General features: G+C 45.0%; 18 protein-coding genes. 11 read left to right on the forward strand and 7 right to left on the reverse strand.

The annotated features are described in order from the left end of the window. Positions 1–22: 22 nt before the first annotated feature. Entirely contained in the window at positions 23–1,936 is a 1,914-nt protein-coding gene (locus tag B9G69_RS17285; protein WP_088615408.1) for a serine/threonine-protein kinase, read from the reverse strand. Between the two features lie 65 nt (positions 1,937–2,001). Here B9G69_RS17285 and coaE point away from each other — a divergent pair, with 65 nt between their 5' ends. Then, on the forward strand, positions 2,002–2,601 hold the full coding sequence (coaE, locus tag B9G69_RS17290) for a dephospho-CoA kinase (RefSeq protein WP_088615407.1): 600 nt from the start codon (positions 2,002–2,004) through the stop codon (positions 2,599–2,601). A gap of 27 nt (positions 2,602–2,628) precedes the next feature. On the opposite strand, the gene B9G69_RS17295 is transcribed toward coaE, so the two are convergent. Next, positions 2,629–3,288, reverse strand: a complete 660-nt coding sequence (locus tag B9G69_RS17295) for a hypothetical protein (RefSeq protein WP_088615406.1) — start codon at positions 3,286–3,288, stop codon at positions 2,629–2,631. A gap of 62 nt (positions 3,289–3,350) precedes the next feature. After that, positions 3,351–3,911, reverse strand: a complete 561-nt coding sequence (locus B9G69_RS17300) for a hypothetical protein (protein WP_088615405.1) — start codon at positions 3,909–3,911, stop codon at positions 3,351–3,353. Positions 3,912–3,967: 56 nt separating this feature from the next. On the opposite strand from B9G69_RS17300, the gene B9G69_RS17305 reads away from it, so the two are divergent. After that, positions 3,968–5,188, forward strand: coding sequence for a hypothetical protein (locus tag B9G69_RS17305; protein ID WP_088615404.1), 1,221 nt, complete (start codon positions 3,968–3,970; stop codon positions 5,186–5,188). Positions 5,189–5,234: 46 nt separating this feature from the next. Here B9G69_RS17305 and B9G69_RS17310 read toward each other — a convergent pair whose 3' ends face one another. Then, a complete protein-coding gene (locus B9G69_RS17310; protein ID WP_088615403.1) occupies positions 5,235–5,984 on the reverse strand; it encodes a hypothetical protein in 750 nt (249 codons plus the stop codon). A gap of 189 nt (positions 5,985–6,173) precedes the next feature. Between B9G69_RS17310 and B9G69_RS17315 the strand changes: the two genes are divergently transcribed. The 7 genes from B9G69_RS17315 to B9G69_RS17345 are packed head-to-tail and all read left to right on the forward strand — an operon-like array spanning position 6,174 to position 16,751. Next, complete coding sequence (locus B9G69_RS17315) at positions 6,174–7,265, forward strand: hypothetical protein (protein WP_088615402.1); 1,092 nt, start codon at positions 6,174–6,176, stop codon at positions 7,263–7,265. 53 nt (positions 7,266–7,318) lie between these two features. After that, on the forward strand, positions 7,319–8,269 hold the full coding sequence (locus B9G69_RS17320; protein WP_265437869.1) for a hypothetical protein: 951 nt from the start codon (positions 7,319–7,321) through the stop codon (positions 8,267–8,269). After that, positions 8,270–9,391: a hypothetical protein gene (locus B9G69_RS17325; RefSeq protein WP_088615400.1), complete on the forward strand. Its 1,122-nt coding sequence runs from the start codon at positions 8,270–8,272 to the stop codon at positions 9,389–9,391. A 6-nt stretch (positions 9,392–9,397) separates the two neighbouring features. After that, positions 9,398–12,127, forward strand: coding sequence for a PD-(D/E)XK nuclease family protein (locus B9G69_RS17330; RefSeq protein ID WP_088615399.1), 2,730 nt, complete (start codon positions 9,398–9,400; stop codon positions 12,125–12,127). Next, a complete protein-coding gene (locus B9G69_RS17335) occupies positions 12,103–15,186 on the forward strand; it encodes a UvrD-helicase domain-containing protein (RefSeq protein WP_088615398.1) in 3,084 nt (1,027 codons plus the stop codon). Before B9G69_RS17330 ends, B9G69_RS17335 begins: the two co-directional genes overlap by 25 nt. Next, a complete protein-coding gene (gene rnhA, locus B9G69_RS17340; protein WP_254916859.1) occupies positions 15,183–15,971 on the forward strand; it encodes a ribonuclease HI in 789 nt (262 codons plus the stop codon). Before B9G69_RS17335 ends, rnhA begins: the two co-directional genes overlap by 4 nt. 3 nt (positions 15,972–15,974) lie before the next feature. Next, entirely contained in the window at positions 15,975–16,751 is a 777-nt protein-coding gene (locus B9G69_RS17345) for an SDR family NAD(P)-dependent oxidoreductase (protein WP_265437870.1), read from the forward strand. Between the two features lie 27 nt (positions 16,752–16,778). On the opposite strand, the gene B9G69_RS17350 is transcribed toward B9G69_RS17345, so the two are convergent. The 3 genes from B9G69_RS17350 to nadB are packed head-to-tail and all read right to left on the reverse strand — an operon-like array spanning position 16,779 to position 19,883. Then, positions 16,779–17,369: a hypothetical protein gene (locus B9G69_RS17350; protein ID WP_088615396.1), complete on the reverse strand. Its 591-nt coding sequence runs from the start codon at positions 17,367–17,369 to the stop codon at positions 16,779–16,781. Then, positions 17,366–18,220 carry an alpha/beta hydrolase gene (locus tag B9G69_RS17355; protein WP_088615395.1) on the reverse strand — a complete coding sequence of 285 codons (855 nt, stop codon included), beginning with the start codon at positions 18,218–18,220 and terminating at the stop codon, positions 17,366–17,368. The genes B9G69_RS17350 and B9G69_RS17355 overlap by 4 nt, the downstream gene beginning before the upstream one ends. A 49-nt stretch (positions 18,221–18,269) precedes the next feature. After that, positions 18,270–19,883, reverse strand: a complete 1,614-nt coding sequence (nadB, locus tag B9G69_RS17360) for an L-aspartate oxidase (RefSeq protein ID WP_088615394.1) — start codon at positions 19,881–19,883, stop codon at positions 18,270–18,272. Positions 19,884–19,998: 115 nt separating this feature from the next. On the opposite strand from nadB, the gene B9G69_RS17365 reads away from it, so the two are divergent. Together B9G69_RS17365 and B9G69_RS17370 are read left to right on the forward strand one after the other, a co-directional pair. Beyond that, a complete protein-coding gene (locus B9G69_RS17365; RefSeq protein WP_265437871.1) occupies positions 19,999–22,164 on the forward strand; it encodes a sensor histidine kinase in 2,166 nt (721 codons plus the stop codon). Then, the gene (locus tag B9G69_RS17370; protein WP_088615392.1) at positions 22,165–23,652 is read left to right on the forward strand and encodes a GGDEF domain-containing protein; all 1,488 of its coding nucleotides are present in this window, start codon (positions 22,165–22,167) and stop codon (positions 23,650–23,652) included. Positions 23,653–23,662 lie beyond the last annotated feature (10 nt).

Below are 23,662 nucleotides of genomic sequence, written 5' to 3' on the forward strand. Positions count from 1 at the left end.
GCTTTAATGTCAGTGCTGCGAATTATTTCAGGAAAAGCTCAACGGTTTGTTTTTGATTGGCTGGAATTTGCACAGTTCTTTCTGCTGAAAGACCTGTCACTTTATTGTAAGCCTGAATCTTAACACCGACTTCTGCCTGAATAGTGTAACCTTCGCCTGTAGGGCGGATAGCTACTGGAACTCCAGCGATTCTTAATTCCGAGTTCGCACCACCGTTTACGATATTAATGTAAACTGATGCCACTCTTGAAAGCGCTTGTAAAGTACCAGTAAATGAATACGCCTCGTAAGTTGGGGTTACGGTTGTTACTAAATCTGTATAGCCCTCTTTCACCAAGCGCAGACTGAAAGGGGTATTAGCCTTTCTTTGCATGCTGTGCGGAGTGAATTCACCCGTGTCAACGCCATCGATTACAATGCGTGATTTTGGTGGATTGCTGTAAATCGACACTGTGTAGTTGGCCGTCGAAGCATCTTCACGAGTTTGAGTTGTCGTGGTTGCGATAGCTTGGACTGCTGGTGAAGGCGCCGGTGGAGGAGTCGTTGGTTTTAAGCCAACTTGCTCGTGGAAGTTATTCTTGGGAGCAAAGTTTTGGAAAGCATAAACGCCACCAACCACTGCGGCGATCGCAATTGCACCACGCAATGCCCAGGTCGTTAGATTCGAAGATTTTCTAAAATGAATTGATGAGTTCGTACCGGCGCGAACTGCTCCAAGCGATGTTGGGTTGCGGGTCATCGTGCCTGTGCGACCTTGAGTATTTGTATAACCACTTAAAGTGTTTGGCTTTGGTGGCGTTTTCAAATCTTTAAGGTCAACACGGATATCTGTCGAAGTGTCGATATCCAAGTTTCCAGAATCGTCCACTGCAGCAGATGCTGTTGGAGGAGTAGGAACGCTTTGTGGTGGAATACGTGTATCTGTTTGCGTAACTACTGTTTTATCTTCAGTAGGTTGCGCTTGAACTTTTGCAAACTCAACTTGTTTGCGACGTTGTTCAAGGAATGCAGCAGAGAACGCATTTTTCATGAATACGGAGAAATCCTGAGGAGAAAACTCGGGATATTGTGTATTTAGGAATCTGTTCAAATCACGGTGAAAAGAAGCTGCAGTCTGGTAACGAAGGCTGCGATCTTTAGCCAATGCTTTGTTAACAATTCTTTCTAATTCTGGAGGAACAGAAGGATTGATTTTGCGGATGCTAGGGATTTGGCACTCGCGGATTTTGCGCAAGATCGCTGCTTCACTGTTTGAAGTGAATAAGCGGTCGTTAGCCAAAAGCTCCCACAATACGATACCCATAGAGAAAATATCTGTACGTGGGTCGATGTTTTGACCGTCCGCTTGCTCAGGGCTCATGTAGCCATATTTACCTTTAAGAGTACCAGCTTTAGTTGCTTCAATTTGGGTTTCCGCTTTAGCGATACCGAAGTCGATAATTTTAACTTCGCCTTCAAAGCTGACCATGATGTTTTGTGGACTCATATCGCGGTGAACGATATTTAAAGGGCGACCTGTTGTACCGTCAATGCAACGGTGAGCGTGGTCAAGACCTGCAGCCACTTCCTTCATCATGTAAACGATTTGCTCAATGGTGAAGGATGTCGTAGTTTTCTTAAGTTCATTTAGAATCTGGCGAAGGTTACGACCTTCAACGAATTCCATTACGAGGAAGAATTGGTTTCTCTCGACACCGAAGTCATAAATTGAGACAACGTTACCATGGTTCAAGTTGACAGCGATTTTCGCCTCTTCTTTGAACATCTCGATGAATTCTTGGTGATCAGAGTACTGAGGCAGGATACGTTTGATAGCTACAAACTTATTTACACCTACAGCGCCTGTAGACTTAGAAAGATACACCTCGGCCATACCGCCGGCGGCAACTCTCTCTAACAGAATGTATTTACCGAATTGTTCTACAGCTTGAGACATGAAATCATGTTCCCCTTTGATTGGAGTATCGGTAAAATAAATAGTCAGCTAAAGGAGTTTTGGTTATGAAATGGATAGGACTGACCGGAGGTATAGCTTGTGGCAAGAGCACGGTTAGTCGTATGCTGCGCGATCGAGGCTATAGTCTGGTTGACGCGGACGAAGTCGCTCGCGAAGTTGTCAGAGCAGGTACACCTGGACTTAAGGCGGTTGTAAAAGAATTCGGGGAAGGTGTTCTTTTACCCGATGGCTCTTTAGACCGCAGAAAGCTTGGAAGTCTTGTATTTGGAAATCCGGATCGCCTTCATGTTTTAGAATCCATCACTCATCCCTTAATTCGTAAGGAAATTGCTCGCCGCCGTCAAAACCTCGAAGACATGCGCACCACTTTAGCGATTTATGATATTCCACTTTTATTTGAAACCCATGCCCAAGAAAATTTTGATGCGATCATCGTCGTGTCGTGTACTAAGAGCCAACAAAAGGAGCGGTTGATGCGCAGAAATCAGCTGACTGAGGCTGAAATCGACATGCGCATCGCTTCGCAAATTCCCATTGCAAGCAAAGAAGCTGAAGCAGATTTTGTTTTGCAGAATAACCGCGACGAGCAACACCTTCTGAAAGAAGTCGAGCGGTTGGATCAGTGGCTGAAGGAATTAAAATGAAAAAGGGAGATCATCGATCTCCCTTTTTTATTTTAGAATCACGTTTAAGTCTGTCGTGGATCCCAATTTAGTTTTGAAGCTTGTTCCAGGGCATCCGCCGCGGCCCGCTTTGCTTCCCCAAGCCAATTGATCTTCGCTTGTAGAACGTTGTACTTTCCATGTGCGATCTTCAAGTTGCTTGATTTTGTAGGTCACAACTTTGATCAACTCCACGTTATTTTTGCGAACAACAGGAACACAACGATGTGGATTTCTTGGGTCTGGGAAATTACCACCATTTTCTGGGGAACCTGGCATTGGAGGGAATCCTCCGCCGAACTCATACTCTGTCATCGTTCCTTTGATCAAGCGAGATGATTTCTCGCTGACTTGGAACGTGCCATCCGCAAGGACCTGACCTTTTACTTTGCCTTTTTCATCAACCAACTTGTTGCCTTTGACATAGTAAGTTCCAAAAAAATCATTTGTTGCTAAACATTCGATAGCTGCGAAATCCATTGTTAATGAAGTTGCTGAACGTTTTAGGTTCATCGAGATTCTGCAGTTCTCGTATTTGCGAACTGTCTTTTTTCCGTTGAATTGGTCATAGGAAGCAGTCACTGTTCCGATGCCACGAAGCTCGCCTAAAGAGGAAGCGTTAACTGTTAAACCGAATGCGATTGTTAAAGCAAAAATAGTGTTTTTCATGGGCCCATGAGTACCAATGGACCGGGTAGGTGGCAATGAAGACCTGCCTATGAAGCAAGCAGTCAAAACCTAAATCCGTAGCCTAAAAGCGCATATAGATCGGGGCCCGCAACAGCTAGGCCAAAACCGAATTCGAAGAAGAGCTTTTCCCCTAAACCCACGCCAGCACGGGCTCTAAAGCGTTTAATTTCCACCAGATTTGCGAGCTCCGCCTCGGGATCCAAATAAGTTCCCAAAGCAAGGCGCACGTAAGGGATGAACTTGTCTTCTTCGAGAAACCAGCGACGAGCCCCGAAAATTCCGACCACATTGTCCTTTTCGAAAGACAACTGAAGATCCCATTTAGGTTTTTCGTGTTCAAGATTGGCAAAGCGCAATCCAAAATTAGGTCCCTGCGGCCATTCACCCCGTTCCAAATAATTTCCGCCACCAAATCCGCCAGTCAATTCCAACTGCCATGTGGGAGCGGGCGTGCGCAACACGGCAGCTTTGTCAGAGAGATAAGCATCGCTCTCGCCGCTCAGTGGAGTTGTCTCTAATGTGGTCGTCGCAGTAGGAGCCGCGAGACTCACTTTTGACAACACGACCAAGGTCAAAAAAAGGGAAACTACAAAAACACGCATAAGAAAAAGTATAATTTACGTCTACAATCTTTGTAAAAGTAAATTGGAGACAATCTATGTTTTTAAAAAGAGGATCGCTTCTCCTCGCTGCAAGCTTCGGCTCGTTTTTTTCACTAACTACCGCGCGCGCCGACATGGTTGAGTCGGTCAGTACCACGATTCACCACTCCTACCAATCCCATCGTGCACTCGGTATGGGGGATGCGTTTGTTGCAGTTGCAGATGACTACTCTTCGATATTCTACAATCCGGCAGGATTAGCTCGCCGAGAATCCGGGCAAGTGAATTTGTCGCTGGGACTGGAAGGAACACCAGGAGCCAAAGACTTCTATGACGAATATCAAGAGATCGAAGAATCGAATCAAACCGATCAGCAAAAACAGCAAGCCTATTTGGAAATGATCGAGCGTCACTATGGCGACGTCTATTCGTTACGTTTGACGCCTCTTGAAGGCGTGTGGGTTCGTCCTAAATGGGGTATCGCCTTTATTCCTGCCGATGTTTCCGTTGAGATTCAAAATCATAAGACTGTGGGTCCAAGTATGTATACGACAGTTTATGCTGATACAACGTTGGCTTTGTCGTATGGTGACGATATTCGAGCTGTCGATCATGGCAGACTGTCTTGGGGTATCACTGGTAAATTCGTGAATCGTGGCTTCTACAGTAAAATTCTAAGTGCCGTGGATCTTGCGGCTAGTGACGAAATCGTTAAAAAAGAAGATATGTTAGAAGGCTACACGATTGACGCAGATTTGGGCCTTTTGTGGACTCCGGAAGTTCCAGCGACGGGTTTTTTATCGTTCTTCCAATACCTGCGACCTACAATTGGTTTAGTTGCTAGAAATATCGCTGAAACAGGCTTCAATAATTCTTTGAAACTAATCAAAAAAGATGAAAATGCCACGGTGGATGAAAAGAAAATCTATGGAACTCCTGAAAAGAACTATCGTGTTCTTGACGTGGGTTCGAGATTTGAATTTCCGCGCGCGTGGATCTTTGGTGGTCGTTTTGTGATGGACGTTCGCGATATCGGACATCCCTCTTGGTCTCTTGTGAAGGGCTCTCATGCTGGTGTAGAGTTCGATTGGACTGTGTATTCCTGGTGGAAAGGTCATTACCGCGCTGGTTTTAGCCAAGGTTTTTGGACAGCAGGGCTTTCAGCAGAGCTTGGTATCTTCAATCTGGATGTTGTCAGTTATGCGAATAACGTAGGGACAATTAATACACCTATCGAGAGTCGTGTTTACGCGACTCGCTTAAATCTTGATTTTTAAAATCGATTGAATAAAAAAAAAGCCCGGGAGACCGGGCTTTTTTCGTTTATGGCTTCCATTGAGCTAGAAGTTCTTTTCCTAGAGCTACAAGATCCAGATTTGGATCCGTAATATCGACACCGGCATCTGCGATCGCCGTTTTAATAGGATCGCAAATATCCTGGTTTGCCCCCGTAGTCCCGCATGTTGTCGTATAAACTGTTTGAATCGAGCTAGCGATTGCTTCCACCGCAGCTGTTGCATCTGCCAAACTCATCGTGGCACTAGGATCACTGTTAATTGTTTTTTGAATTTCAGTGATAGTGTCTTCAATTTGAGAAGTGTCACACTGTGAGAGATCAGTACTGCAAGAACCTAGGCCCAATGAGGAAGCTGCACTAGCAATAGAAGTAGCACTTTTAGCCATTGCTCCTAAAAGAGAGAAGCCAACCTGGCCGGATTTTGCGCAGTATTCAGCGGTATTGTTCGCCAACGAAACACTTCCCATATTCAACGCAGAAAGCAAAGCTGTCGAAGAGTTGCTGTTATTCGAGATAGAATCCAATGCCTGAGAAAGATTTGCAGGAGAAGTTACGCCGCTTTCAATAAAGCCCGCGGCACACTGCAGAGCATAGCTCTGGGAAGTCTGCATATAAGCGATGGATGATACGCAGGACTGTGCTGTGGCCGCTGTCGATTCATCAAGGCAGAATTGAGCTTCCATTAACTTATCTTTGTCGGATTGAGCACTACACGCTGACAGCGTAGCCAGAAATCCTAGACCAGCCAATACGGCTGTAAACTTTGAATGAACCATCGCAAAACTCCTCGGACGTGAACTGATATATTTGCTTTATGATTACTTATCGGACTTTCAGCGGGGGGCTTAACACCGGACTTTGTACCGTATTTATTTAAGACGTCTCAATGTGAGGCTGATCTCGACCGATAAGTCTTTAGACGAAAAATAGGAAATTTTTCGCGAAACCCTGGAACGGATGGAACTATGAAACGGATTTTATGGATCACCATCATTCAAATATTTCTGATGATTGCGTTTGCATTCGATGTGAACGCGGCGGAACGACGTGGTTTTTATTCCAGTGTTCGTTGTGAAGCAATGGGCGGAGCTTGTCTGGCGGTTGTGAACGATGAAACAGCATTGATTGTAAATCCATCGGCACTGGGTAAACTTCGTGATTTTTACGGAACGATCATAGACCCCGAAGTGGAAATGAATCAGGCGGCGTTAAGCGCCTTTTCTGCAAACAACTATACAAATCCTTTCAATTTGTCGGGTGTAAAAGACTATTTAAATCAAAATCGGGATCAATATTATCACGCCAAAGGACAGATTTTTCCCTCACTTGTGATGAGAAACTTCGGTATCGGTCTTTATAATAATTATTTGCTTGATGCACAGATGAGCTCTGATGGCTCGACGATTGATACATACTATCGCAGTGATTTAGCGTTGGTACTGGGCTTTAACTTCCGTCTGTTTGATGGACGCGTGAAAATCGGATTCAATTCTAAACTGATCGATCGTATTGAAACTGATAACAGAACACTGAGCAGCGTCGGATCAATGGAATACAGTCAAATCGCGAATTCTGGAGTTGGTTTATCGAATGACTTAGCATTGATGTTGTCAGCTCCATGGACTTATCTGCCAACATTGACGGCAGTTCTGCATGACGTAGGTGGAACAAGCTTTAATCAGATGGATTCTTTCCGTCAGTCTTCTGCAACATCCAATCGTCCCAATTTGGTAAAGCAAGATCTCGATGTGGGAGCAGCGTTGTTTCCAATACACACAAATTACTTACGTTCTGCATGGACGGTTGAATACCGTGGCTTATTAACATCAGGTGATGAAGAAGATAAAGCCAAATTGATCCATGGTGGATTTGAAATGAACTTCGGCGATGTGTTCTTTGTTCGTGCAGGTTATAATCAAAGGTATTGGACCGCAGGTCTTGAGATCGCATCAGAGCGTTGGCAGTGGCAGTTCGCAAGCTATGGCGAAGAAATCGGCACCAGTACCGCACCTAAAGAAGATCGCAGATACAACACAAAGTTCTCGTTTAGATTCTAGGGATGGTGATGGAATTGATGAAACGCGCCTTCATTCTCATAATGACTCTTTCGGTGACTACTTCGTGTGGTACCGAAAATGTCTTATCAGAAGTCTCTAATAAAGAGACAGACGAAGCGTATTACATCGATGCCAAGAAAAACCTGGATAACATGGAGTGGGATTCGACCGCTTCAATCATCACAACCAAAATGTCGGCGAACTATCAAGCACGGCGCGATGTGAAAATGATGCTGGCATCAGCTTACGCTGGTAAATGCGGCTTGATTTTTATCGACCTTATTCAAGGGATGACCAACAATACTGCGACAGAAATGTTTAAGTACTTTATGGGTATCTGGGGTGGAAAAACCGTTGATCCAGATTCTTGTGAGCTTGCCATCGGTGTACTGCAAGGAATTGGAACGGCGGCACAAAGAACAACGAATGAAAATTTGTTCTTGGCTCTCTTAGGCGTCGCCCGAATGGGAACCAATCTTTCGGCCAAGCTGGATGCGGTCGACAAGAACGGCGCAATCGATGGAGTGGCGACCGTATGTCATCAAGACGGTTCGGGCTCGCTGACCAAATGGGGTTCACCTTATGATATGAAATTCCCGGCGCCGCCTCCCGGCAAAACCGCGTATATGTCCTCAACGGACATAAAACGGGTGGCTTCTGGTTTGGGCTTAATTCTTGAAAATATCGCATCTCTTACGGACGCCTTAGGCGGTGGAACGACCATTGGCGCTATTGGTGATTTAAGTGAAAGTTGTGATGATGCACTTTCAGCAGTGTCTGGTGCTTCCACGACGTGTGCGACCATGACCACGCCGGCGGCAGTCAGCGATGAAATGGTATATGCAATGCGCTTTATGATGGACTCGACAGAGTTTGGGTTTGGTACGTGCAGTATCACGAATTCAATAACCTTTATTTCCAACATCGGCTCATTCGATCCGGTGACAGATTCCGTGCCCGCTGATTTATGCTGTCCTTCGACCGCGATACCGGGAGCTCCCTAAATGTTGCGCTCCTTATTCCTGGTCACGATTTTGTTTGCTTCCACCAACGCCGTTGCGCAATCACTTTCGGAATTCGCTCGAAATGCCCGCGCATTGGGAATGGGTGGTACCTACATTCCCTTTGTGAATGGTGCCGATGCAGTTTTTTATAATCCCGCTGCTCTTGGGAAAGTCGAAGGCCTTGATATTAAAGCGGCGGAAGTCGGTGTGAGTTTAAATTCTTTGTCTAAAGAAGACATTGATGAGTTGCAAAACTTTGATCCGAATGATCCAAATACTTACAGCGGTCTTTACGGAAAACGCGTCTGGCTTCAGGCGACCGGTAAAACGGCTATCGCAGTTGGAAATTTTGCTATCGGTTATTTGAACGACAATGAAGTATCTTTAGAACTTCACAATCCCACTTATCCTCAGTTCGAAACCTATTTCCGCCAGGATGTGGGATATTATTTGGGTTATGCTTTTAACGTCGCTCCCGGAACTTATATGGGTGTTGCTGCAAAACGCGTGGATCGTTGGGGTGGGATTAAACAAGAACTCAGTCTGACAGATGTTTCCAACGCCTCGAGCATGAGCGATATCGGCGACAGATTTGATGATAAAGGTCAAGCTTACGGTATTGATATGGCGATTGCGACAACGGTGGACTTGCCATTGTTGAAGCCCACGATTGCCTTGGTATGGCAAGATGTGGGAAACACCGCATTTAGAAAAACTGCGGGAGATGATGCTCCTCCTCACATTACCCAGGATTTGAGTTTCGGCGCGGGAGTCAATTTGGATTTGCCCGGTTTGGATGTGGCATTCGGCGGCGAAGTTCGCCACCTGATGGAATCCGATATTGAAACTGGTAAAAAGCTCCACCTTGGCGCTGAGGTTTCTTTGCCCGTATTTGATTTGCGTGCGGGTTACAGTCAGGGCTATTTGAGTTATGGGGTCGGTGTAAATCTATTTATTCTTCACATTGATGCTGTAAGTTACACCGAAGAGCTTGGGGCGTATCCCGGGCAAACCGCAGATAATCGTTATATGATCAGCCTTGGCATTGATTTAAGCTTTGATGCCGACTTTAAATTCACAGATAATCAGGGTAAAAGAAGGAAACTTAAACAACGCCGGTAACCCCTGATGCTACAAATTGTCCCCATTGAAAATCGCTCGCAAATCAACGAGCTATTTAGCAACTACAATCCGCGAGAACAGTCTTGGCTGGTTTCGGATTTGCGTACCAAATTCGAACTCCAGCAAAAGATTCTTGCACGCGACGGCCAGTACGTGGACGAGTCAGTTCTGCGCGCGTCGGATCTGTGGAAGTTGTTGCTGAAGCGTTTGGAGCCTCGCCTGCGTTTAGTCAGTGATCCTTTTGCTAGATCCATTCTACGTACAATTTTGGATGAAAACGCCGAGGCGCTTGGTGTGAACTCTTCCGCGGAAGACACCGTGTTTTCATACATCGATCAGATGGCAGCGGTGATCTTTCATCCAGATGGTACTCAAAAACTGAATGAATGGTTCACTGAACATCCGGAAGCCAAAAATCGCTGGGGAGACTGGTACCTACGCGCGCGCTTTTGCGCCATTCAGCTTTTAGAGAAATATAACATTATCACTTCCGACTGGATTACTCCTTATCTGCAGTCCTTCAATGAACTTGAACGCGTCTGGGATATTCCGCTGATTGTAGATTTAAGTGGCGAGATTTCCCGTGTCGAGGCCGAGATTCTGCGAACGCTATCCCGGTCAATTGATGTGATAGTATTAGAGCCCACACCAGTGTGGCGTGACGAGTTCAAATATTTGCTAAAGCCTTATGAAGATTTACGCGCGCAAAGTTCATCGATCATGAAACTGCAACCAGCTGCTGCGACTTCAAAGAAAAAGGAAATCCTTCGTTTTTCAGGAATGCTTGCTGAGATTAAAAACTCTGTGGGTCAGGTTCGTAAATGGCTTGAGGAGGGAATCCCTGCTGATAATATTGCAGTGATTGCGCCCGACATCGAACAATACTGGCCCGTATTGCAAGCCTTCCTAAAAGAAGAAGGCATCCCGGTCCAAAAAGACATCACCCACAAGGTGCAAAGTCTGCCATCCGTTACAAGATGGTTGGCCACTTTGCGCGCGAAAAGTGGACGTTTATCATCCTCGGATCTTGAGATTTCATTTTTTGAAAAACATGAATCTCAAGCACTTCGCTACGAAGACTTTAAAGCCTTGTTTAAAAGTCTGTACGTAAATGAAGATCTTGCACGCAACGAATTGATACATAAAATTTATTTCGAGCAAATCGATTTAACGGGGCCTGTGGTTCGTGATGAGTTTGTAGGTAAGGCGTTAAGCTTCTGGAGTTCCAATGACACGGAAGTTGTGCAAATCGTTCTGCGCGAGCTTCTGCAGAATGCAACTGCTAGCACCAAACTGATTTGGAAAGAATGGCTGAGCTATCTTGAAAGTATCGTTGCGGCTAAAGAATACACTTTGGAAAAAGGTGAAGCCAGCGGGGTGCTGGTCACGAAACTGATGTCAGCCTATAGCGAAAAAGCACGCCATCGTATTTTCGTGGGTCTAACAGACGAAGCCCTAAGAGCTCGTAACAAAACCCAACTTTCAGGAACAGATTATTTCGATCTTGCTAAAGACATTGGTTTTTACCTGGATAATCCGGATCAAAGCGATCTGGCGTTTGAGTTAAAGCTTTTGGCCGAAGCCGACTCTGTTCACGACATCTATTGTTTCGGTGGGACTGATCTTTCCGGGACTTTGTGTTCGCCAGCGACATTCTGGATGTGTCTTAACGAAGGACACACCCATGAAACATTGACCGTGCCTTTGGAAACTCGCTGGGATGAAATTCAGTATTCTCGTGAAGGTGCCAAAAGGAATTGGATCGATGGACGTGCGGCTGAAATTGAGCACAAGATTCAGTTGGATTTAGGTAAAGCTGATTTGCCACTAGTAGAACTTAAAAAATTACCAAGTATTTCTGCTTCGGCCATTGAAACTTATTTGGAATGTCCCTTTATCTTCGCAGCCCAAAGATATTTCAAATTGAAAGATATTCCGGAAGTAGATCTGGATGTCGATCATCGCACCCGTGGACAGCTGGCCCATGCCCTATTTGAAAAGCTAACTCAAGAACCTATGCGTTTTGACTGGCAGGTCACAGAACTTGAAGAAATTCTTGATTCTGTTCGTAAAGATAAATCGATGTTGTTTGCCGATGAACGTCTGTGGTTGCCACTGCGAAAAAAACACGTGCAATTGGCACAACGATTCCTGGATTTTGAAAAAACCTGGCGCCAAGAATACAACCGCACGAAAACCTTGGCCCGAGAAAAACGTTTTGAATTTTATCTGGATCCAAAAAGTGAAACATTAAGCAAAGACGCCAGTGATGGTTCGTTTCGTATTTCTGGCTCTATCGACCGTGTTGATACAGATCAAGACGGTCATCTGGTCCTTTTGGATTACAAGAGCTCGGCAGGCGGTATTTCAGCGCATGGCTCTTGGCTTAAAAATTCAGAGCTGCAACTTTTGTTTTACATGTGGGTGATTGAAAAATCCTTAATGGAAGACCTCAAAGGCGAAGTCATTGGTTTGTTCTATTATATATTCCGTACTTTTGATCGCAAAGGCTTTCGTGTAAACGATAAAGCGGGCCGCTTGTATCCAGCTACGCGCACCAAAGACAAAAACGCCACTTTGGAGGCGAAGGAACTTTACTTAACAGAGTTTTCGAAAATTTTGATGGCGACCTTAGAGCGCATTCGTCTGGGAGAGATTCGCCCGGTTCCAGTAGATACGCAAATTTGTACTTCGTGTGAATGGAGAAGACAGTGTCGAGCACCGCACCTCAATTAAAAAACACCATTCTGCGCGCAGGTGCTGGTGCTGGTAAGACGACGACATTGACTCGTTTGTTCTTAGACTTTGCAAGTGACTTTCAAAAAGCTCACGGCAAATTTCCTCGCATCGTTGTCACGACTTTCACGCGTAAAGCAACCCAAGAGTTGAAAGAGCGTTTATCAGCCAAAGCTCTGGAAGAAAAACGTGAAGACCTTTTTCAATTTGTGAACTCTCGGTCGCAGGTACAAATTTCTACGATCCATGGTGTATTAAGTTTATTCTTGTCTCGCTATGGTTCTGCCATCGGATTAACACCTGATTACAAAATCATGAGTGACAGCGAAATTCGTAAGGGTGCACGCAAGATCATGCGAAAGCACATTCTGGAAATTCCCGCCTTGCAGGAATTGTTGGAAGAATACGAATTCAGCGTTATTGAAAGTGCTTTGCTGCAATATTTCTCGGAGCGTGTGGTTTTCCCCCAGGCGCAATTCATTACCGCCAGCGAACAAGAAAACGAAACAAAGAAATTGATCAAAGATATTGGCAGCCGTTTAAAACGTGTCTGCCTTGAGATCGATCAGGAAACTGATAATGAGAAATGGAAAGAGTACGTAGCGGCTCTGTGGTCCTTTAATTGGGATGCTCAAGATCTCGAGCAATTCTTTGCTTTGCTTCAGGGGATGTGGGATGGCTTGACGAAGCCTCAATATCGTAAAGCTTCTCCGCCATTTAGTGCGAGCCTCAATGAGGAGCTCGAAGAGTTGCGTGATCGAATTGACAAATTGTTAGAATCCGCTCGTTATCGTCCAACTTTTTGGGCAAAACATCAGCACAACTGTGAACTTTTCGAACAATTGGCAAAACTGTTCTGTCAGGATCTATTGCAACAAAAGTTGGAAAACGGTTTGTTGTCGATGTCCGACCTTGAAACATTAAGTTATAAAATCATTAAGGAATCACCAGAATCCGCGCGTAATTTTTCAATGGAATGGGATTTCTGGATGGTCGACGAATATCAAGATACCAGCCCCATCCAGGTTGAGATTCTAAATAGCCTTGTAGGTGAAAAACCGATCTTTGTGGTCGGAGACCCGCAACAAAGTATTTATTTGTTCCGGGGGGCTCGTTCTGAAGTCTTCCAAGAAAAAGTAGCAGAAATTGAAGCTCAAGACGGTGACGTGCAAGTGAAACTCGTAAACTATCGTTCAACTCCTGAAGTGTTGGAGTTCTTCAATCACTATTTCACACGCTTAGATCGGGATCAGTTTGCATCGATGACCCCAGATCCAAAGAAAGAAAAAAAGGGTTCCAGTGATCCCGTCGTTCAAGTTCTAGTCACCGAAACAAGTGCTGAAGATGAAACATCTAAAGAGTACTTGGGCACGGTTTCCCGTATTCAAGAGTTGCTAGCGTCGGGTGTAAGTCCTGAACAGATTTGTATCTTATCCAGAACCCACAAGGTTCTGTCAGACATTGCTAAGGTCGCACAAGATTATGGGGTTCCCTTGCAACTTCATAGCGGCAGCGGCTTTTATGAACGTCGCGAAGTGTTGGACGCTCTTTCTATTTTAAAATTTATCGTGAATCCCCATGACAATGCGAACTTTGTGGCGCTATTGCGTTCACCATGGCTTGCGATGTCTGATTCTGAAATCATGGAGCTTTGTCACAGCTTTAAGCATTCCTTCTGGAGAGAGGCTTTAAAGACGTTGGAATCAAGATCAGTGACTCATCCAATAAGCATTCTAAAAACACTGTTAGATACGGCCGAGGAAAAGGGTCTCTCTTTTACGCTAAAAAGTGCGTTGATTGATTTGGGATTATTTGATTATTCCGCAAGAATTGATTCTACCGGACGTCGCGAGGCGAACTTGTGGAAAGTGGTTTCCTTACTTAGCGAAGAAGAGCGCCGACCAGGATTTAACTTCCTGGATTTCTTAGATTCTAGTTTGGATTCTTTATCAACTGATGAGGGGGGCGAGGATTCTGATGCCACTCCGGTGATTGAACCAAAGCGCGTGAACTTCATGACCGTGCATGCTTCTAAAGGTTTGCAGTTTGAACATGTGATCTTGCCGGGGATGGGAAAAGATCCACGGGCCAGTTTTGCGCCGGTTATTTCTTTCCACGAAAAAACAGGTCAATGGACTTTGAAAGTTCGTGACGAAGAAACGCAAATGCTTGCTGGCAGCATTTTAGCGGATCAGATTATGGAAGAACTTCGTCGTCGTGAAGGTGACGAGTTTCACAGGGTCTTATACGTGGCCTTAACCCGTGCGAAATCCGGCGTGACATTGCAATGGGATGTGCAAAAGGTTGGAAAAAAGTCTTGGGCTGCACGATGTCCTCTGAACATCGAAGAAGGATTGCACGAAGAAGCTGATTTTTCATACGTGGTTCGTCGTGAAAATCCGCATCCAGTGAAAATGGCTGACCAGGAGTTGGCGCTCAAGACTTTGCGGGCTCCGTGGATGGTTAACACGGTTCAGGAAAAACGTAAGTACATTTCCGTGACGGAACTTGTGGCTCCTGAATCTGTTAAAGGTTCGGAATACACGCAAACCGTGGCCCAATTGGCTCCGGGCTTGGCAAGGGCACAACAAGGAACGATGGCTCATAGATTGTTTGAAGCTTTGAAGTTTACTTCTTATGAAGATCTTTTAAAAATTTCCGATGAAGATTTAAAAGCGCCGTTGACATTCCTGGCTGAAACCGAACAACTGCCTTTGCTTGAAATTATCAACAAGGGTTATGTCGAGTGGGGTTTTGCACTGATGGAGCAAAATGCCTTGATGCAAGGTCAGATCGATTTGTGGGGGATTGTCGGTGATACCGCTTGGCTCGTGGATTATAAAACGGGTTCACAACGTTACTCAGAGACTGCATTTAAACAACTGGAAGCTTATACATGGGCACTTTATCGCATGAAATATTTGGATAAGGTTAAGACTGTAAAGCTTGCTGTCGTTTATCCAATGGACGAAATCGTTAAGATCAAGGAAATTCCGCAACTCACAGAGCTGAATGCTCGTATGAAGTCGCAGATTACGGATTATATTACGCAGGGTTGATTGACTCCCTGACCTTCGATCGTCACGATCAAGTTGTGAAAAACAGTCGCGGTTATATCCAAATTTTTTCTGATGGTGCATGTTCTGGAAATCCCGGTCCTGGTGGCTGGGCCTCTGTCGTTTTGCTTCCCAATGATTCAGTTATTGAATTAGGCGGTGGTGATCCAGCGACAACGAACAATCGCATGGAGATGTCAGCGACAGTGGAGGCTTTAAAGTACGTGGCCGAAATTCCTGGGCCTGTGCATTTCTACACAGACTCTACCTACGTTATTCGCGGTATCACACAATGGATTTGGGGTTGGAAAAAACGTGGCTGGAAAACTGCCGAGGGCGCCGACGTTTCAAATCGTGATTTGTGGGAGGAGCTAGGCAAAGTCGTCCAAGCTCGAGGCGCCAGTAATAAAGTTGATTGGCGATATAGCCGTGGACACGTAGGTATTCCAGGAAATGAACGCTGCGATCAAATCGCTGTCGCATTTTCGAAAAATGATTACGTGAATTTGTATTCTGGAAGCTTGGAAAATTATCCCGTCAATATTCTGGAAGTTCCCGCAGATTATTCTTTGCCAGAGATGCGGTCTCCGACGGAAAAAAAGGCTGCTCACAGTTACTTAAGTAATATCGGTGGCCTGGTTTATCGTCACAAAGATTGGCCTGCTTGCCAAAGACGCGTGAATGGTAAGTCCGGTGCGAAATTCAAAAAATCAACCTCGGCGTCGGATGAACTTGAAATTTTGAAATCGTGGGGACTTCCGATTAGTACGACAATCAAGGAAGGATAATCGATGGAAATAACAGGCCGTCATATTCTGATTACTGGTGCAAACCGTGGTATCGGTCGCGCCTTTGCAAAAATTTGCGCCGAAGATAAAGCAAACTTACATCTCGTGGTAAGAAACGAGGATGCAGAGCTTGTGAAAGAGTTAAGCACATTGGGTGCTAAATCCGTCACAGTTTGGAATGCTGATCTTTCTGATCGCAGTGCTGTGACAGCATTGGTGCAAAAGCTTAAAGGTGTACAAATCGATATTCTTTTCAACAACGCCGGTCAATTGACGGGCGGATTGTTGGAAACGCAATCTATGAATGAAGTCAGTGAAATGTTGCAAGTGAATGTGAACAGTTTGATTGAACTGACTCACGGAATTTTACCAGGGATGCTCGAGCGCAAACGCGGTAAAATCATCAATAACGCAAGTATCGCCGCTTACATGTATTTCCCTTCGAATTCTACCTATGCTGCCTCTAAAGCGGCTGTGGTGGCTTTTACTCAATGTCTAAGTTTGGAACTGAAGGACACAGGAGTTTCGACGTTATTGCTGATCACGCCATCAATCAAAACTCGGATGTTGGATAAAGTCATAGACATCTTTAGCAAACATATTGAAGTTCCGGATGAAGCAATGTCACCATCCCAATATGTTAAAATGATCCGTGAAGCGATTCTGCATGATCTTGAAGTAGTGGAACCATCAGGATTAACGGGCTGGGCTTTGAAAGCCGCAAAGTTCGCGAAGCCTTTGTTTGATTTTGAAATAAAACGTCGTTTTCACCGATCATAAAAAAAGGGGACTTAAGGTCCCCTTTTTTTATTTTTTATTGAAATGCAGTGTTCCTGATCCAACCGGTCCTGTCACCGTGATCGTCATCTCTTTTCCTTCGATGGATTTCACCGGTAGAGGGAAAATCAATTGGTAAGCGGTAAAAAATCGATTGTGAGTAGGGTAAAGACTTACCAGCTCCGCCAAAGAGGACTTAATCCTTGTGACTTTACCCTGGTAACGTTTTCCATCGACATCAAGGAATGTTCTCCAAAGGCTTGTATCCTTTTGCAGATCATCGTTTTTTCTTTCCGGTGTGTAGAAGCTAAGGAAGAACTCTGTTTCAGAACTCAGCTTTGTTTCGCGCTTACTTTTTTCCTGTTGGAATTTAGCATCGTCCCACAAATAGAAACGTGTCAGCTGATCCAATTGGGCTTCCGTGACTTCGGAATTTAGCAGCGTCGCTTGCATTTCCAGCAGGTTGTAAAGGCCTGAATACTTTGTCGTACGATCAGAATTCTTTTCGACGATTTCAAAATATTGATTTTCAGTGCGTAAAGCACGGCCTGTTGGCGTCACTTCGTAAGAAGCACAGCCAGACAACAAAAATAGTAGAACGAGAGCGGAAATATATTTCATGAACGAGACTCCAAAATACTATCCAGAAATCTTTTAATATCAGCAAAAGCTGTGTTACGCATTACATCGTTGATGATTTCATGCTTAGCATTAGGATAAATCTTTAATTCTTTGCGTTTACTGCCCAGGCGATCATAGAAACTCATCGCTTCTGCTGTACTACAAACAGGATCTTTTTCGGGAAGAATAAATAACGTCGGCTTCTTAATTTCACCAGCACGAGGTCTGCAATACTCCCAGCTTTCCAACATGCCAACGAAAACACCGGGTGACATTTTTACGTGGCGTAGAGAATCGTTTTCGTATTCACGAATAACTTCAGGATCACTTGTAAGGGATTTGTTATTGATCTCATTTCCTAATGTTAATTGCGGAACCAGTTTGTTCAGCAAAAACGCAGCAGAAGATTTGACCAAAGGCACTTCCATTGAAAGTCCCAGCAAGGGTGCGCTAACCACTAAAGCGTCATGGGGCAAGTCCGAATTGTGCATCAAAGTTTTTAACTCAATCAAGCCGCCCATCGAGTGGCTGAATAAAATCACGGGGCCCTTTTTTACTTTTTCAATCGAAAGTACTTTTTCGACAAAGATTTTGTGGTCTTTGCAATAATCGTCAAAATGAGTCGCGTAGCCTCTGCGACCTTCGGAGCGACCATGGCCTCGCAGATCCCATGCATAGAAAGACCACTGGTCATCTTTGAAAGCTTCAAATAGACGGTGATAGCATTCGGAGTGCTCGCCATGTCCATGGGTTACGATGATTGTACCTTTGGCGTTTGGATTGTCCCAAACTTGAAAGAACAAATTGGTGTTGTCGAAACCTTTGAAAAAGCCTTCTTCTCTCTTAAGCATATAAAATTAGATTGCCGCTTGCCCCAAATGAAAACAAGCGGTTTTTGGTCTAGATCAGTCCGCGGACCACTATGGTATCGCGAGGAGGCTCTTTAAGTTCTGGATAGTCGATATTGTAATGGATTCCGCGGCTTTCTTCGCGGCGGAGAGCACACTCGACCGAAAGATTTGCAACTGTTGCAATATTACGAAGTTCCAAAATGTCAGAGTGAATCTTCATGTTAGAATAATACCCTTTAATTTCGGACATAATATTTTCTAAACGATGTTGGGCACGTTCTAAGCGTTTATTAGAGCGAACGATCCCCATATAGTTCCACATCAAGCGACGAATTTCTTCCCACATGTGGGTGATTACGATCATCTCGTCATCGTTTGATTCTTGAGGATGTGTCCAGGCTTTAGGTTCCAACGGAAAAAATTTAGAATCTTTGGCGTGAGCCTTCAATTGTTCAGAGCAGTTATGAGATGTCGTTAGGCACTCCAGCAGGGAATTGGAGGCTAAACGATTTGCACCATGCAGACCTGTACATGCAGTCTCTCCAATGGCCCACAATCCTGGGATGTCGGTGCGCCCAGCTTCGTCAGTCAAAACTCCGCCACATAAATAGTGAGCAGCAGGAACCACTGGAATAGGTTGAGTTGTCATGTCGATTCCCAGTTCCATGCATTTCGCATAGATGGTCGGGAATCTTTGTTTCAAAAATTCCGCATCAAGTTTCGTCATGTCCAAATAAACACATTCGGCGCCCGTGCGTTTCATTTCTTTATCGATCGAGCGAGCCACAACATCACGAGGAGCAAGCGATGCCAACTTGTGATATTTTTGCATGAACGGTTCGCCCTTGGCGTCGATCAGAACTCCGCCTTCGCCGCGCAAAGCTTCCGAAATCAAAAAGTTGCGAGAACTTGGATGGAAAAGACATGTCGGATGGAATTGCATGAACTCTAGATTTGCAATCCGCGCACCCACTCGGTAAGCCATAGCGATCCCATCGCCCGTGGCACCGCTCCAGTTTGAAGTGTAGAGATAAACTTTGCCAGCGCCGCCTGTGGCAAGAACTGTGTTTTTTGCTACAAAAGTGTGCACTTCGCCGGAGTTTTTATCCAACGCATACGCTCCGATGCACGTGACCGGGTTCATGTCGTTGGGATCAACTTCTTTGTTCACGATCAGGTCGATGGCATTAAAACGTTCCATCAAAGCGATGTTCGAATTTTCACGAACGCGCGCTAAAAGAGTGCGATGAATTTCTAAACCTGTTTGATCTTCGAAATGCAAAATGCGTCGAAAACTGTGTCCGCCTTCACGCGTCAAATCAATTTCATCAGTTTCTTCTCCGCCTTTTTTGCGAAGGTCGAAATGAACGCCCCAGTTTAGTAAATCTTCAATGCGATCAGGGGCTTGATGAACATAGTTAGAAACTACAGTTTCCTTGCAAAGTCCTGCTCCGGCCACCAAAGTATCCTGAATGTGGGCTTCGAAGCTGTCTTCGCCCGACATAACGGCGGCGATCCCACCTTGTGCCATGGAGGAGTTGGTATCGGTCATTTTTTCTTTGGCTAAGACGATAACTTTACCTTGAGAAGCCATTTTCAGAGCTAAAGCAAGGCCGGCAGAGCCAGAGCCGATAATCAAAACTTCACTGCTGTGAGTACTCATAATGCTGCCTTTCTAGTGCCTTTTAGTGGCTTTGGCAAAGGAGTCTTGCTTGATTCTTACCAAATTCTAAAACTACAATGAAAAAGATATCTTAGGCATGTTTGGAGGGGCGTCAGTGAAAGTGAAACTACTAGTCGTGTTGATCGCAGTGGCGGCGCTATTTATCGGTGCGGTCTTGTGGCGCACAGATAGCTTCGTGTATGGCGATCGCATGAGTTGGGTTGAAGCTCAAACCCGAACTCAAGTAAGTTCAATTTCTCGTTCCTTGGGTGGCGAACTAAAATCTTTGCAAAGAGTCGTGGCGACTTTCAACGCCGATAACTTCCAAAAAAATAAAATCAACTGGTCAACGATCGCGCCGTATTATGCGGTGGTTTCATTGACGGTGAATGGCTCAACTCTTGAGCCACAGGTTTTGATCACCAAAGATAATTCCAAAGCTTCGAACTGGAACAACGCTTTCGTAAAAGCGGCAATTGGGAATATCGAAAATCGTACCAATGATTTGAAATTTTTCGTAAAGCCTTTTCAAGATACCAATCGTGGCAGATACGTCGCGGTGGTTTTACTTGAAGGTACTCGCGGTTATGCATTGTTCAGCTCAGGAGAGATTTTCCAATCGCAAATTGATTCCGAGCGAGGGGGGCTGAGTTCTTTCTCGATCGTGACGACAAATGGTCTGACAGTGGGCCACACGATTCCCGAGTACTTGGGAACGGTGATGCGCGACGATCCAATGTTTAAGGAGATCGCGAAAAGCGGAGCTACTCACGGTGGGGGAGTTGTCAATGCGAACGCCAACCAAAAACTTTATGGAATGTACGAGCAAATTCCACAAACCAATCTTTGGGTTCTTAGCTCTGCACCAGTAAATGAAGCCTTGAAGGGTCGTACTGGTTTGTGGTGGCAGTTCTTGTTAATGGGTATGGGCTTGGTGCTGGTCGGTATTGCCGCCGTTCTATGGGTTGTTACTCCTGCTGAAAGCAAAATTGAAAAACTTGAAATTGATTTAGTCGAAGCCCAAAAGAAAGCTTCTGCGGCCCCGCCAGTTGAAAAAACCGTGGTGGCGGATCCCGAAACAGCACAAAACGAAAAGGTTCAAACATCGATGCGTGTGGCTTCAGCTTTGGCGCACGAAATGCGCGGACCCTTAAGTTCAATTTTGGGATATTCACAAATGATTTTAGCCAAGCATCCGCAAGGTGAGATTGTTGAAAATACCGACTCAATTTTGCGTGAAACACGTGCGGCTCGTGAAATTCTAAATAAGCTTTTGGGTTACGCAGGCGAAGAAATCAAAGAGAAAAATTCCATGAAGGTCGAAGGGCCTTTGGCTCGAGCGCTAAAAAACATGGAAGGCGAGTTGCAAAACAAAGGCGTTAAACTAGTTCGCAATCTTCAAGAGACAGCCGCTTTGGATTTGCATGCTGATGCTTTAACGAAAGCTTTTGAAAACATCATTACCAATTCCGTCGAAGCGATGGAACGCATGCCGAAAAAAGAATTAAAGATTGATCTTTTCGAAGATACTTCTGGCATCCATCTTTCTTTCGAAGATTCTGGGGAAGGGATTGACTCGAGCAATCTGCCAAAGATCTTTGATCCGTTCTTTACGACGCGCTCTTTTAAAAATCACATGGGCTTGGGGCTGTCCGCTGCTTTCGGTGTTTTGAAAGAACACAATGCGGAAGTAAAAGTGACGTCAGAACGTGGCTTTGGTGCGAAGGTGATGATCATCTTTAAAAAACAAGCGTCGGTTAGCGTGTTAAAGGCACCGACGGTTGCCGATGAAAAAACACCGATCCCTGTGCCCCTGGCAGCTCCAGCTTCTGCTCCAGAGAAAATTGAAATTCAGGGCGAGATTCTGCAGCTGAAAGACGAGTCTCCTCATCGCGAAGAAGCTGAAGTGGAATTCTTGGAGGTCAAAATGCAATCTTCTGTTGGCAACCATTCTCCGCTGGATGTGAACATCGATAAGTTATTGGATATGAATGATGAGCCAACAGTTGTTGCTGTATCAGATCGTAAAAAAGAAGAATCTCCGGTCGATGAAATGAAGGTCGACGAAAATATTTCCGTCACAAATCCACCTGATTTGGATTTTGTTGATAACGCAATTTCTGAGGAAAGAACAGTTATCGCTGCGGCAACTCCGTTGGATGATGAACTCACTCCAGTAAACTTAATCAATGCTCCAACAGCCGTCGCTCCAGCTCGTAAAGAAAAATCTAAGTTGGACGGTTATCAGGTTGAAATTCGCAGACCTGGAAAGAGGACGTAATTGGATATTCGCGAACATAGCTCTCAATTTACGGTTTATGTATTCACATCCGATGTGGATCAAGGTGCTGCTATGAAAGTTTATCTTTCACAAGCAGGTTACGACGCGTACTTCATCCAAGACCCCGAGCAACTTGAACAGCGTTTGAAAGACACTCCTCCGCATCTGTTGGTATTTTCAACAGCGACCCTGGCAGGGGCGTTGAGTGATTTTGTGGTTCATGTGCAAAAGATCAACGACGATATTCGTTACATCGCAATTTCAAGTTTGAGCCAATTTGAAATATTGAAACAGTATGAAACTTTCGGGTTCATGGATGTTATTTCTGATGAAAGCGCAGCCCTTGAATCCCGAGTGTTGTGGGCTGTGGATCGTGCTTGTGAAAAGCTTTATCTGACTTTTCAAAATGAACAAATCTTCGAGGACCTCGAGGCGACTAAAAAGCAGCTGGAAGATGTTCATGCAGCAGCCGTGAAAAGCATGGAACATCAAGAGCAGGAGGCAGCACGCCCCGCTTTCCCAATGCGCATTGCGGATTACCGTTCTGCCCAAAGCAAGGAAGACATGATCCAAAGATTCCTAAATGGAATTTCCGGTTCACGTTGTTTGTTTTTTAAATTTCTTCCCAGCGTTCGCAGTTTCGTGGCCACTCATGCAAATGGTATCGATGCCGCGCAAATTCAAGGTGTGGGGTCACAACTGACCTCTGACGAGATGAAAGATCTTGGGTCGTTGTTAGCAATGGGACTTATTCCAGAAAAATTCTCGTCCATGCTGGTTGAAGCTTTTCATCTGAATCCTCCAAAAGCTATTCCAGTCTATGCGAACGCCCATTTGGAAGGGCTTTTCGTATATTCAGGAGGCATGGATAAAAAAGCTATTGAGCAATTAAACGATGAATACACTCTGTTTAATCTTTGTTATTCACATTTTGTTTTGGAAAAGAAAGTCGATGCACTAGAGGTCCAAGATTTTGTGACCGAGCTCTATAATCGCAATCACTATATCAAAATTCTAGATGAAGAAGTCGCGCGTGCGCGTCGTTTGAAGCAACCCTTGGCTGTTGTAAAGATAGCTATGGATGATTTTTATGAGATTGAATCATCTTTGGGTGAAGCGGTGAGAGATGAGTTGCTTAAATCACTCGCAACGGTCATAGCAAAATCCAGTCGCACGAACGATACGAATTTTAGAACAGCGGCCAATGAAATGACGATGGTTCTGCCTCACTGTTCGAAAAAGGGCGCAGCTTTAAGAGCTGAGCGAGTTCGTCGTGTGGTGGAGGGCAGTTCGTTCCTTGATAAGGGAATGAAGGTTTCTATCAGCCTCGGGGTGAGCGAGTACCCAACGCTGTGTGATTCTGCCAAAACGTTGGATGAAACGGCGGTCAAGGCATTGACCCATATCGCGGACAAGGGCGGAAACAAAATCTGTTTGTATAAAGCCCCTGAAAGCCACAAGCCTGAATTCGAAATTCCGGCTGAATAGGATTAGTATT

This window comes from Bdellovibrio sp. SKB1291214 (assembly GCF_002209355.2).
GTDB lineage: Bacteria > Bdellovibrionota > Bdellovibrionia > Bdellovibrionales > Bdellovibrionaceae > Bdellovibrio.

Coding starts and splice junctions, on each gene's coding strand:
- B9G69_RS17285 (WP_088615408.1), bottom strand. CDS start 1,936: ATGTCTCAAGCTGTAGAACAATTCGGTAAATACATTCTGTTAGAGAGA.
- coaE (WP_088615407.1), top strand. CDS start 2,002: ATGAAATGGATAGGACTGACCGGAGGTATAGCTTGTGGCAAGAGCACG.
- B9G69_RS17295 (WP_088615406.1), bottom strand. CDS start 3,288: ATGAAAAACACTATTTTTGCTTTAACAATCGCATTCGGTTTAACAGTT.
- B9G69_RS17300 (WP_088615405.1), bottom strand. CDS start 3,911: ATGCGTGTTTTTGTAGTTTCCCTTTTTTTGACCTTGGTCGTGTTGTCA.
- B9G69_RS17305 (WP_088615404.1), top strand. CDS start 3,968: ATGTTTTTAAAAAGAGGATCGCTTCTCCTCGCTGCAAGCTTCGGCTCG.
- B9G69_RS17310 (WP_088615403.1), bottom strand. CDS start 5,984: ATGGTTCATTCAAAGTTTACAGCCGTATTGGCTGGTCTAGGATTTCTG.
- B9G69_RS17315 (WP_088615402.1), top strand. CDS start 6,174: ATGAAACGGATTTTATGGATCACCATCATTCAAATATTTCTGATGATT.
- B9G69_RS17325 (WP_088615400.1), top strand. CDS start 8,270: ATGTTGCGCTCCTTATTCCTGGTCACGATTTTGTTTGCTTCCACCAAC.
- B9G69_RS17330 (WP_088615399.1), top strand. CDS start 9,398: ATGCTACAAATTGTCCCCATTGAAAATCGCTCGCAAATCAACGAGCTA.
- B9G69_RS17345 (WP_265437870.1), top strand. CDS start 15,975: ATGGAAATAACAGGCCGTCATATTCTGATTACTGGTGCAAACCGTGGT.
- B9G69_RS17350 (WP_088615396.1), bottom strand. CDS start 17,369: ATGAAATATATTTCCGCTCTCGTTCTACTATTTTTGTTGTCTGGCTGT.
- B9G69_RS17355 (WP_088615395.1), bottom strand. CDS start 18,220: ATGCTTAAGAGAGAAGAAGGCTTTTTCAAAGGTTTCGACAACACCAAT.
- nadB (WP_088615394.1), bottom strand. CDS start 19,883: ATGAGTACTCACAGCAGTGAAGTTTTGATTATCGGCTCTGGCTCTGCC.